Origin of the sequence: Enterococcus sp. AZ163 (assembly GCF_050498925.1) — a bacterium.
GTDB classification, from domain to species: Bacteria; Bacillota; Bacilli; order Lactobacillales; family Enterococcaceae; genus Enterococcus_A; species Enterococcus_A ferrettii.
Genome location: NZ_JBIPAO010000001.1, coordinates 1,616,690 through 1,629,697, shown reverse-complemented (window position 1 = coordinate 1,629,697; position 13,008 = coordinate 1,616,690). Strand labels below are relative to the sequence as shown.

Here is a 13,008-nt window from a genome sequence, read left to right as displayed (position 1 = left end):
CTTAAATTTTGCCTACTAAGTCAAAACTTGGCTTCAATGTTTCGCCATCTTCTTTCCATTTAGCTGGGCAAACTTCGCCTGGATGTGTACGTACGTATTGAGCTGCACGAATTTTATCTACTAAAGTGCTTGCATCACGACCAATACCATCTGCATTAATTTCCATTGCTTGAACGATACCATCTGGGTCAATAATGAAGGTACCACGTTGTGCCAAACCAGATTCTTCATCCAAAACATCAAAAATACGTGAAATATGATGTGAAGGATCACCAATCATTGTATATTCAATTTTACCGATTGCATCAGAAGTGTCATGCCAAGCTTTATGGGTGAAATGAGTATCCGTTGAGCAAGAGTAAACTTCCACACCTAATTCTTTTAGTTTTGCATATTGTTCTTGCAAATCTTCTAACTCAGTTGGACATACAAAAGTAAAATCAGCGGGGTAAAAACAGACAACATTCCATTTGCCAGCAAAAGTCTCTTGAGAAACTTCAACAAATTCTCCTTGATGATACGCTTGTGCTTGAAACTCTTCTACTTGCTTTCCAATTAATGACATGGTTAAATCCCTCCTGTTTAATAGTGAGAATAAGATTCTCTAATTGAAAAAGTATGAACAAAAAAATCTGAAAAACTCTATTCATACTCTTCAATCAATTTATAATTATTATAAACAGAAGTTCATTCCATTGTAAATACCTTTTTGCGTTTTTTTGACAAAAGATTTGAGCTGAAAACCGTTTATGGTTCCAGCATTAGTCGATCTGTTGCTTTTTGTTCAAATAGCTCCATAATCCGTATGTAACTTTTGGAAAATAAAACCGGAGGACTTTTATCCCTCCTAAGAGTGAACTTAAATCCTCCGGTAATTTGTTTTCTGTTTTGGTTCTGCTTTTATTGATGATTACTGCGTGATTTTTTTCTATACAAGTAGATAATCAACCCTTGTATCGCTAGGATGACTACGCCTACGGCAATATCAATTTTAATTGCTTTTTGCTGCCAAGGCATCCATTGAGATGCAGAATCATAATTCTCGTATTCACGACTGTTAACAACTGTGTACAAAATGTTATGAGCTGCTGTTCTCATTGCTTTAACCGTTGTTGCACTTTCGGTGTCGTCAAGTCCTGCACCCGTTTCGCCAGTGGTTGATAACATCATATCGTTTCCGCTTCGAATTGCTTTATCAGCATCCATGTAGCCATAACCACCAAAGTAATCCGTTAAAACAAATCCATCAAATCCCCACTCGTCTCGCAATACCGTATTTAATAAGGTTGAACATCCGCCTGCCCATTGATTCCCAATATAGTTGAAGGCTGACATAGCAGCATTTGCACCGCCATCCTTAACCGCCATTTCGAATGGTTTTAAGTAAACTTCCCGAATCGCTTGTTCGGTAGACCAAGTCAATAGCAAATCAGTCCGATTTGTTTCTTGATCATTCAAGGCAAAGTGTTTCATGTATGAATAGACACCTTTTGATTTTGCTCCAGCGATTTCATTAGCTGCCATTACACCTGAAAGTACTCCATCCTCTGAATAATATTCAAAGTTCCGACCAGAAAAGGCGCTTCTATGAATATTCATTGCGGGACCATACCAGCCAGAAATTCCAATTTCGGCTGCTTCTTCACCCACAGCTTCGCCGCGATCCTCAGCTAATTTTTCATTCCAAGTTGCAGCAATCATTGTTGCAGTAGGAAAAGCTGTTCCCTTAGCTTGAACAAAGAAGCTGCTGATTCCGGCTGGGCCATCAAAGTCGTAGGTTTGCAATTTACCAACAGATTTTGCTGCAACCGTTTGATACCCACCATAGGTAATTAAGTTGCTCATGTCTTTCACAGTCATTTGATCCAGCAGCTTATCCCATTTTTTGTCTTCATAATCCAAGCCGGCTAAATCATTTAATTCCATGCCATTCGATACACCTGTTTTAGGCATTTTGTCTTTGGCATCATTCTCAATTTTATAATCTTCTGCGTTCGTTAAACCATCTTTTTCTAAGTCAGTCAATGGACGGCTCTTAGGTTCAGCAGTAGTTGCTTCGTAGTTTGTAAAATTGTCTTTACGACTCAGATATTCTACTTCACCTGTAGCAAAATCCGTAAATTGATTTTCTGCTGTTACTTCATCAGTACTACGTTTATTCTCACCATTGTAAGTGATCGTTCGTCCCAACGTGTAGGGTTTGCTATCCAATGTGTCATGAGAATTAGCTTTTAGAGCAATTGTGTACTCTCCTTCTTCCAAAACATAAGATTTAGCCGTTTGATTATCAAATGAAGCCATATCCTCCTGATTAAAGGACACTTTTAATGTTTGGCTTTCTCCGGGTTTCAATTCTTTTGTTTTTTCAAACACTAACAGATTCGCTGCAGCTTTTTCGATCCCCCCGTTTTTATAGGGTGGCGTAAAGTAAGCTTGAACAACATCTTTTCCCGCTACATCCCCAGTATTTCGGACAGTTACATCAAATTCAATGGTTCCATCACTTTTTGTTTGTAAATCTCCCATCGTTTGTTCAAAGTTGGTGTAACTCAGACCATAACCTAATGGATACTGAACGGCTTTTGAATACCCTTCTTGATTGTCTTGGTAGTAGGTTTCGTAAAACTTGTAGCCTACATAAATATTCTCCACATAATCTACAAATTTATATTTACTATCATCGTAAGAGAAATCGCCAAAGTTGTTCCAAGTTGGTGTCTCCTTAAGATCGTATACAAAGGTATCAACTGTCTTTCCGGATGGATTAACCGATCCATTTAAAACATTTCCTAATGCTGAAAACCCAGTAGCACCAGGTCCAGCCATCCATAAAGCACTCTTGATGTTTTCATAATCATTCAACCAGCCAAGTTCCATAGCATTCGATGAATTAATTAATACGACAACATCTTTGAAATTCTCAGTGACTAAATCCACCATATCTTTTTCAGTTTTCGTTAACTCTAGATAATGATCGCCAGCCTCGAAATCTCCTTCATTTCCTTTGTAGGTAATGTCCTTAGACTTCATATCAGTTGGCAAATCAGCTCCCTCTCCACCTACACGAGAAATGACAATCAAGGCTGTGTCTGAGAAATCTTTGGCATCATCAACTAATTGATCAGAATAATCACTTCTCTTAGGTTCAACTAAGGTCCAGTCCTGCTCCCACATACCAACTACCGGGCGATCCTTACGATAATCCGTATAAAAATCAGACAGCTGATCATTCAAAGCAAAACCTGCATCCTGCAGACCACTCAAAATAGTGGTAGCATTACTCGTGTCAACATTTCCAGAGCCAGTACCACCATATACAGGATTGGTAGATGCCCAGCCAAAAACATTTAGTTTCTTATTTCCTTCAGCCAAGGGAAGATAATTATCCGTATTTTTTAACAGGACCGTTCCCTCATTGGCAATTTCTTCTGTTAGTTCGCCATTTTTGTTCAAAGTAGCTGCACTAACGTTTTCTAAACTCGCATAATTCAAGTTAAACAAGTTAGACATTGGACCAAAAACAATCGTGTTTACAGTAATCATAATTGCGATTAGCATGACTACGATCGATTCACCTTTGAGCCAGAATTTAAATTTCCACTCTTTATTTCTAAAGACAATTAAAGCGATAATTATAAGTACTAATAAAACAACAGCAGGAATGAAGTAGACAGAAACTTTTTTAATAGTGGCATAAACATCCTCCATGTTCAGCACACCGTCTTGACTCAATTTGTTTAAATAAAATGCAGCAAAACCTGCAATTGCTAAAACAACCACCACAGGTATTAGTATTTTACGATACTTTTTCAATTTGTATCCCCTTCCATATTGTGAAAATTAGCTTGCAAAGCCGATACCCATTCGCTTTTCCCACCAAGACACACCGGTTTGTCTCAGTAGAAAAAGCACATGTAACCCTTTACAAGGCATAGTATAGCAACGGAATTGAACAATAAAACAGCTCATTCATATCTTGTTGCTATTTATTCATAACTTGCGTTCACCCACTGGCAAGCAACTGAAAACAAGTAGCGAATCTTAATTAAAACCGTAAAATCGTTTGGCAATTTGATAGGCTCCAATCGCCGTTTTCCTTCCCAGCTTTCCTGGAAGATTTACACCTAGACCAAACAATCCTCTTCGCAATCTTCTGTATAGAACTGGATCGCTTTTTCTAATAAATTCCCATAATTCTTGCTTTTTATGCATACTGTCTGATGATCCCTCTTTGATTAAAAAAATCGAGGAAACCGTTGTGATAATTTCGACATAGCGTTGCATATATTTCAATAGACTTTCGTCTTCTACCTGTGCATCTGAATAGAAAGTGACCATTCGCTTATTGACAGCTAATTGCTGATCAATTCGTTTAATCATTACTTGTTCATTAACGGATTGATCCTCTCTGCCGATAAAATAGCGATATAGGTTCACATTTAAATAATGCATATTCTTTACTAGTGGCAATGGCTGAAAAATATACAGGTTATCTACATAGAAAGTATGCTGAGGCAAATTCAAAGACAATTCCTTTAAAATATTCGAACGATAAATGACCGAATGCATCAGTAAATATTTCCCCAGTGGAAAACGAACATCTTCCCAAGAAAAAACCTGATCGACTGGTAAAAAAGATTCATAAGAGATAATTTTCTTGTTCTTTGCCCCTTGCTTTTCGTAAACATAATTACTGATAAGCATATCAATCGGCGAATTATTTTGAATGGTGTCTGTTAGCTTTTGCAAAACTTGTTGATAAGCATTGGCTTCTAACCAATCATCACTGTCCACTACCTTTACGTAGTGACCTGTTACATGTTCCATTCCCGTATTGATCGCTTGACCGTGCCCACCATTTTCCTGATGAATCGTCTTGATGATTTCTGGGAAGTAATTGGCATAATGATCAGCAATTTCTGCTGTACGGTCTCTAGACCCATCGTCGACAATGATAATCTCAACTGCTTCTTTTCCTAGTAATAAAGAATTAATGCAACGTTCCATATAATCTGCTGAATTGTAGCAGGGAACAATTAGACTAAGTATTTTCATGATTCGTTTTCTTTCTTCATTATTTTGAATTTCATCATTGGATAGTTTATCAGAACTTGAATGACGATGTTCACAATATTTGCGACAGTCGGTGCAAAGTTTCCGATATAAGGTGACAGCCGAGCGATAATATATGGCGGCAGCCATACTGAGATAAGTCCAGCTACTGTAACTGTGGCGATATACCAAGGCAATACTTTTTTCACATCCACAGTGGCGGAAAATACTACCTTTCGTTGAACGATAAAATTAACGATTTGCGCACAGATGTAGGCAACTAGAAAACTTAGAAATCCTCCCAAGCCTCCTTGTTCGGTTCCGTAATTAAAGATAAACCAGTTAAATGGGATAGTGCTTAATCCTGAGAAAACAATCCCTGTGCCAATCCATAACACTAAGAAGTTGGTTATCGTCGCTACATTACTCATAATATTGAACAAAATAAATTCATAAACATCTGGATGTTCATATTTAAAATTCTTGATAATTTGTACCAGTTTGTTGCCTGATTGACTTTGCTTCATGCGCTTCCTCCTCTACTTTGCTTTTTGAAGCTTACGATTTTGAAAAAATTGCTTAGTTAAACCAGCAAAGCCCTTGAAAAAGTGACCATTTACCATAACCAGCATTTCATCAACCATGGCTAGACTAACCATTCCGTTTGTCATTTTAGCAATTGCTCTAAAAGGCATATTAGAAATAAATAGTAAATTCAGATCCGGTTTGCCCTTTTTTTCGCTTCTTTTAAGCAGAGCACGGATAATCCGATGAACAAAACGAGCCAATGGATTCTTCGCTTGATTCATCTCGTCAATAATACTTGTCCGATTCAACAGATGCTGACCGCTGGTTTCTTCCTGAGGAACCTTTTGCCCATATAATTTCTCAAAATCAGCCAAAGTAACCTCTTCAAGTTTCGCTGCTTGATAATTTGGCAACACGACATAATCTTCAGGTTCTGTTCCTGTGATCAGTAGTTTTCCTTCTAAGCGGATATCTTTGACTGAACTCGCTAACATAATGTTGTATTCACCAGATTCCGTTTTCCAAGATCTACTCTCAACGTCATAATAGCGAAAACTCTTATCATCGAATGCGAGTTCAATCATTTTACTTTCTCCAGGCTGTAGAAATACTTTGACGAATCCCTTTAACTCCTTCGTGGGTCTCACTAAAGGTGAAGAAGACTTGCCGATATATAATTGAACAATTTCTGAACCAGCCTGCTCACCAACATTGGTTATCACTGCCTGAACACCTGAGTTGGTGATCATTAGTTCACTGTATTGAAAACTCGAGTAGCTTAAACCATAGCCAAAAGGATAACGAACAGCTTTTTGAGCCTTATCATAATAACGATACCCAACATACAGTCCTTCTTTGTAGTAGACGTATCGCCCCTTAGCTGGAAACTCCTTACCAAAAGGCACATCCTGGTAGGAAATTGGATACGTTTCATTGAGTTTTCCGCTAGGGTTGTGATGCCCGCAGATGACTTCCAACATTGCACTGGCCCCAGCCTCGCCACCAAGATACCCATGCAAAATACCTTGTACTTCTTTTTCCCATGAGCATTCAACAACAGAGCCTGCTGACAAAACTACTACAATTGGTTTCTTTGCCGCTGCTAATTCTTGAATTAATGCCAATTGGTTTTTTGGCATGTCAATCGTTGTCCGATCCATTCCTTCGCTTTCTAAAATTTCATCCAGTCCTGCATAAAGCAAAATTACATCACTCTTTTTTGCTAACTCAAGGGCTTCATTCACTAATTGGTCATTGCTTTTTCCACCGCGTTCATACCCTTTTGCAAAACCGACGACAGTCAGAGGATACTCTCCAATAACGTCTAAAGTCGTTTCCAAATTCTTTGCGTTCACTACTGATGAACCTGCACCTTGGTAGCGGGGAGTTTGAGCGAAGTCTCCAATGACAGCAACCTTTTTTTCTGAGGTCAATGGCAAGATGTTCGCTTCATTTTTCAGCATAACAATGCTCTCCATTGCTGCTTTCTTTGCTACTTCGTGATGCTTCTGCCAATCGATCGTTCCATCAACTGGTGAAAAATCAACTGCTTGAACAACCGATAAAAATTCATCCACTCGTTGATCCAATACAGCTTCTTCAAGTTCTCCATTTTCCACTGCGTTAACCAGCTCTAAGGTACCGTTTTTCCCTAATGTCGGCATTGCTAAATGGCTGCCATTTTTAACACCAGCTGTATGATCGTTGTCCCCACCCCAGTCAGAAACAACAAAGCCGTCGAATCCCCATTCCTCCTTCAACAGGTCTCTAAGCAGGTAAGAATCTTCATTGGCATAGTTCCCATTCACTAAGTTGTAGGAAGACATAATGGATTTAGGCTGACCTTCTTTTACAGCGATTTCAAAATTGGTTGTGTAGATTTCTCTTAACGTTCGTTCATCCACAATCGAATCCGAAGCCATCCGTCGGTATTCCTGGCTGTTAACTGCAAAATGCTTTGGACTAGCGATTGTTCCATTAGCTTGAATCCCTCTAATGCTTGATGCAGCAAGTTTTCCTGCTAAATAAGGATCTTCACTATAATATTCAAAGTTTCTGCCGCATTTGGGGTTTCGCTTGATATTTAATCCAGGTCCCAGAACGACATTGACATTTAGAGCCTTCGCTTCTTCACCAATACATGTACCTACTTGATAAACTAAATCTTCATCCCAGCTGTTGGCCAAGGTGGCTGCTGTAGGAAAACATGTGGCAGGCAGACTTGCATTTAATCCTAAATGATCCGCTTCTCCGACCTGTTTTCTCAAGCCATGAGGACCATCAGACATGAATATTGCTGGTATCTTCTCTGGAATATCTTGGGATTCCCACGTATTCTTGCCTGACATTAGCGAAGCTTTTTGCTCTAACGTGAGATTTTCAATAATTTTTTTATTCTTCAGCATCTTACTCACCTTTTTTCAATTTATGAAATCAATTTATCATCAAAGTAAACGGTAACAAATAGTTCATTCATACTTTGACAATTTTTATTCATAACCTGTTTTTTCAAAGCCTAAAACGATGGGTTCACAAAAACAACCTTGCTTTAGAATCAACATTAATTATAATAAATGAGAGTAGATTGAATTTTTTGGGGAGGTTCGTTCTTATGAAAATTGCCATCGTAGAAGATGACATTCAGCAACAGAATTGCTTTATATCGCTGGTTAATCGATACACAGCTGAAAACAGCTTGCCAGTTAGTATCACATCTTTTAATGACGGAATTGATATTGTTGAAAAATATAAGGGGGATTTTGATGTTATTTATTTTGATGTAGAAATGCCAATAATGGATGGTATGACTTCCGCTAAAAAAATTCGAGCAATGGATCCTAATGTCATCATTGTATTTCTGACAAATTATGTACAATTTGCCATTGATGGTTACGCAGTGAATGCGGATGACTTTTTATTAAAACCCTTAACTTATTTTAATTTCAGTGAACATTTCAAAAAAATAGTCAAAAAATTATCGAATACTACCGATCAGACCATAACTATTAAAACAAATTCTGGTATACGAAAAATTTTGCTAGAGGATTTAATATATGTGGAATGTGAGGGGCACTATTTATATTTTTACACCAATGATCAAGTATATTCCTTTCTTGGCTCCATGAAGAATATTGAAAGCGAATTAAAACCGAAACATTTCTTCCGTTGTAATAATTGTTATTTAGTCAATTTAAAGCATGTCAAAGCTGTTGATGGAAGTACTGTCCATGTCGGCAGGTTTGATTTGCGGATTAGTCGCCCTCGAAAGAAGGATTTCATGGCTGCTTTAACGAATTATTTGGGAAGTGGGGGAATCTAGTTGAACGAACTGCTGCCGAATATTCCTCGTTTTTACACAGCCCTCGCTGAGTGGATCGCTTGCATATTTGTGATACTTCAATTTGATAAACAAACCTGGAAAAGCAGCGCATTGATTGTTTTGCCGTTCATGGGAATTGGTCAAATTATCTTACAATTATTGGTCGGCACTTGGCCGTTGCTGTTTTGGATCCCTGGAATGATTTTAAATGTATTGTGGATGCTTTTGACTCTTTATCTTGCTGTAGACATTTCACAATTCAGCTATTTTTATAATTTGTGCAAAGCCTTCATCTTTGCTGAGTTTATTGCCTCGGTCTCTTGGCAGTTGTTTTGCGTTCTCTTTCTGAGGTCAACGAAGCATTTTGCTGTTCCGTTAGTATTTATGCTTATGATGTACATAATTTTTTCCTTGTTCTATTACATCTTTGAAAAGCGCAGTCCTCACCAGGTTGTCTTAAAGAATATTAAAAAAAGAGAGGTTGTCATCGCAGCTCTTTCCGCAATTATCATCTTTACTGTCAGCAATATGGGGTTTATGTTTTCACAAACATTTTTAGTTGCTGGTGATGGACAGTCCATTTTTATCTTTCGGACCTTCATTAACTTATGTGGATTACTGATTCTCTATATTCAGGAAGGAATGCGGTACGACATCTATTTACGAAGCGAGCTTTCCTCCATTAACAATGTCCTGCAGTCGCAATATGAACAATACGAAGCGTTTAAAGAGAGTAATGCTTTGGTCAGTCAGAAATTTCATGATCTAAAGCATCAGCTGGATATTATTGAAATGGAGTCAGAGCCTGCTAAGAGAAAAGAATATGTTAATCAATTAAAAAAAGACATCACTCAATACCAAGCTACCGTAAAAACGGGAAATGCTATCATGGATGTCATTTTAACTCGAAAAAACAGCTTTTGCATTCAAAATAAAATTACCTTTACTTGTATCGTAGATGGAAAATTATTGGATTTTATCGAAGTTATGGATCTATGCAGTTTACTGGGGAATGCTTTAGACAACGCAATTGAATCCACCTTAAAAAATAGTGATACCGACAAACGATTGATCAACCTACGAGTGGAAAAAAAGGCTGGCTTCGTGCTGTTCTTACTAAACAATTACAGTGAAGATCGGTTGTCTTTCGAAGATGGCCTGCCCCAAACAACAAAGGATGATAAAGAGTCCCATGGATATGGGTTAAAGAGTATTTCCTATATCGTTAATAAATACGATGGAACAATGACCATTAGCCATGAAAACAATTGGTTCTCCTTGAAAGTATTGTTGCCAATCTCCTAATAATAAGAGCAGTCAGCAGGAAAAAATCTGCTGACTGCTCTTATTAATGCATTTCTTTTAGGACTCTTTTGAGGCAAGGCTGAGTGCTTCATCAATTACCTGATGCATATCAAAATAGCGGTACATCCCCAAACGTCCGCCAAAAATCACCTGTTCATCCTGATCTGCTAATCGTTTATAGCGTTGATAAGTTTGCTGATTTTTGTCATTGTTCACAGGATAATAGGGTTCATAACCTTTTTTCCAAGTTTTTGGATACTCCTTGGTAATAATCGTTCGTTCCTGTGTGCCAAACTCAAAATGTTTATGCTCAATGATACGGGTGTATGGTACTGTCTTATCAATATAATTTACTACAGCATTTCCTTGGAAATTGTCAGTTTCCAGTATTTCATGTTCAAAGGTTAGAGAACGGTACTCTAGTTCCCCATAACAATAATTGTAATACTCATCAATCATGCCGGTATAAATAATCTTTTCGTAACCTGCCAACCATTTTTCTTTGTTTTTCATAAAGTCGGTACTTAGGTGCAGTTGGATATTCGGATGATCTAGCATTTTTTCAATAATCTGAGTATATCCACCTATAGGAATTCCTTGATACAGATCATTGAAATAATTATTGTCGAAGGTCAAACGCACAGGAAGGCGCCGAATAATAAAAGCGGGCAGCTCTGAACAAGGTTTCCCCCATTGTTTTTCCGTATATTCCTTAATCAAGGTTTCATATATGTCGCTGCCAACCAACGAAATAGCCTGTTCCTCAAGGTTTTCCGGCTCCTTATTATGAGGAAGGCGACTTTGCTGAGCAATTTTTTCTTTTACTTCCTTTGGTGTTTTTAATCCCCATAAAGCATAGAAGGTATTCATATTGAAGGGGAGATTGTACAGCTTACCTTTACTCAATGCAACGGGTGCATTGGTAAATCGATTAAATTCTGCGTACTGATTAACGAACTCCCAAATTCTTTTATTGGATGTATGGAAGATATGCGCGCCATATTGATGAACCTGCACACCCGCTGTTTCCTTGGTGTAAATATTTCCAGCAATATGTTCGCGCTTTTCCAGTACGGTTACCTTGTGACCCTTGGCTGCCATTTGACTGGCAAAAACCGCACCGAACAAACCGCTGCCAACGACTAAATAGTTTGTCATCACTTTTCCTCCCCAAATCATAATCACTAAACAACCTATCACAATTCAGTATGATTTTCTATAGTTTTTATCCAAAGTGATGATTGATGTACAACTGCACACGTTGAATGGATTTTTTTGTGGGGAAAATTTCCCAATAGAGAATTTTATCCGAATCAAAGTTCAGGTTTTCATAAATTCGGTCGGCAATTACCAAGCAAGTATCCTTTCCAACCGTATTGGTGACTACTAATTCGACCGCCAATTGCTGAGTTAAATTACGCTTGATAACTTCTATGTACTCATCTCCGAAAACCGAAAGAATACACACGGAAATCTGCTGGTTTTCTTTTTCCACTTCAATATACTGACTAATCAAAAATTTATAGCTCATCAACAAAAAAGTCTTATTCTTTAACAGCGAGGGTTCTTTAGCTGCCAACTCATCAAACATCTGCTGAACCTTGTAATCAAAACTCGAATTGGTGAATAAAGCAGCACTGAGATCCATTTCCATCAACACTCCTGCACCATGAAAGGTTAGAGCCTTGACATGCTTGTGCACCAGATTAGCATACAGCAAACCGTAATCCTTGGCTGATGGATAAACTGAGAACTGTTTATAAAACTCTGATAACCATTGATTTGTCAGAGTTCCAGCACGCAGCTGATGTGTTTGACAATAAAAAAGCATGTCGCCAATATTGTTATTATCAGAAAGATGGTATTCCTGAGAAAAAAGGAATATGTAAGCATAAGCCAGTTCTGCTTTGATTTGCGTTTGGTCATTTATCCGGAAAAACAATTGGAATAACGGTCTGACTTTTTTGTATAATTGCTGAAAATGCCAACTGTCCTGCAGCATTTCATGCTCTAAAATGACTGAGTCGACGTAATTCTTTTGCATAATTCTAGTAATGATTACACCTAAATCATTGGCTACCTTCTGCTTTTCTACGATGCCCAGTTGCCGACCGCGAACCTTTTCTACATATTTGATGGAGCGTTCAATAATTTTTTTGTTCACCTTAGGAAATGGCCAAGAGACCCCACTGCTGGAATGCCAGAAAAATTCTGAGTAGAAGAATCGAATTTGATGCTCGCTGCCATAAAGCTGGCCGCTGCTATTCGTACTGAAGTTCAAATCGAAGGCTTGAAGCGTCGGATTTAATGCTTGCATTTTTTTGTAAAGCGAATTATAAGAAATGAATTGTCTCTCTGCGAAATCCTTTAAACGAATTTCGCCATTGTGAAAGAGCGCCACCATCGCCTGATACTGAACACTTTCATCTAAATAATTCAGCAGAATACGATGGAGAGAAAAGTTCTCCTTTGCCTGTAAGTAAACATCGGCCCGCTCTTTGATTATAGCCGGTTCTTTTAGCTGCCAGTCATTAAAATCTTCTTGAATTGATTCAATCGAATGCAGGACAGTTCCCCTAGCTACTTGCAACAATTGGCTCAATTCATCAATCGTAACCTTTTCTCTATCATTTAACAGCGTCAATATCGCTACTTTCCGCCTGACACTTACATCTAAAAACTTTTTCAATTTTTAATTCCTTTCCATTCATTCAGGTTGTTAAGGCCTTAGTATAGAGAACAACGCATCAATCTAAAAAAGAAAACGACCGTTATATTTCAATATTTAGAAAAAAGATAGGTTT

The 13,008-nt window shown here is 38.0% G+C and carries 9 protein-coding genes; 2 read left to right on the top strand and 7 right to left on the bottom strand.

The window, feature by feature from the left end; translation table 11 throughout:
* Position 1: 1 nt before the first annotated feature.
* The 5 genes from ahpC to IGI46_RS07710 form a co-directional block, all read right to left on the bottom strand.
* Entirely contained in the window at positions 2–565 is a 564-nt protein-coding gene (gene ahpC / locus IGI46_RS07730; protein WP_429962757.1) for an alkyl hydroperoxide reductase subunit C, read from the bottom strand.
* Positions 566–900: 335 nt separating this feature from the next.
* On the bottom strand, positions 901–3,813 hold the full coding sequence (locus tag IGI46_RS07725; protein ID WP_429962756.1) for a glycoside hydrolase family 3 protein: 2,913 nt from the start codon (positions 3,811–3,813) through the stop codon (positions 901–903).
* A 228-nt stretch (positions 3,814–4,041) separates the two neighbouring features.
* Complete coding sequence (locus IGI46_RS07720; RefSeq protein WP_429962755.1) at positions 4,042–5,055, bottom strand: glycosyltransferase family 2 protein; 1,014 nt, start codon at positions 5,053–5,055, stop codon at positions 4,042–4,044.
* A complete protein-coding gene (locus IGI46_RS07715) occupies positions 5,052–5,579 on the bottom strand; it encodes a GtrA family protein (protein ID WP_429962754.1) in 528 nt (175 codons plus the stop codon). The genes IGI46_RS07720 and IGI46_RS07715 overlap by 4 nt, the downstream gene beginning before the upstream one ends.
* Before the next feature lie 12 nt (positions 5,580–5,591).
* On the bottom strand, positions 5,592–7,985 hold the full coding sequence (locus tag IGI46_RS07710) for a glycoside hydrolase family 3 C-terminal domain-containing protein (RefSeq protein WP_429962753.1): 2,394 nt from the start codon (positions 7,983–7,985) through the stop codon (positions 5,592–5,594).
* Between the two features lie 206 nt (positions 7,986–8,191).
* Here IGI46_RS07710 and IGI46_RS07705 point away from each other — a divergent pair, with 206 nt between their 5' ends.
* Both IGI46_RS07705 and IGI46_RS07700 read left to right on the top strand, forming a co-directional pair.
* Complete coding sequence (locus tag IGI46_RS07705; RefSeq protein WP_429962752.1) at positions 8,192–8,899, top strand: LytR/AlgR family response regulator transcription factor; 708 nt, start codon at positions 8,192–8,194, stop codon at positions 8,897–8,899.
* Positions 8,900–10,204, top strand: a complete 1,305-nt coding sequence (locus tag IGI46_RS07700) for a GHKL domain-containing protein (RefSeq protein ID WP_429962751.1) — start codon at positions 8,900–8,902, stop codon at positions 10,202–10,204.
* 57 nt (positions 10,205–10,261) lie between these two features.
* Here IGI46_RS07700 and glf read toward each other — a convergent pair whose 3' ends face one another.
* Entirely contained in the window at positions 10,262–11,362 is a 1,101-nt protein-coding gene (gene glf / locus IGI46_RS07695; protein WP_429962750.1) for a UDP-galactopyranose mutase, read from the bottom strand.
* A gap of 67 nt (positions 11,363–11,429) precedes the next feature.
* Positions 11,430–12,893, bottom strand: a complete 1,464-nt coding sequence (locus IGI46_RS07690; RefSeq protein WP_429962749.1) for a helix-turn-helix domain-containing protein — start codon at positions 12,891–12,893, stop codon at positions 11,430–11,432.
* Positions 12,894–13,008: the final 115 nt, after the last annotated feature.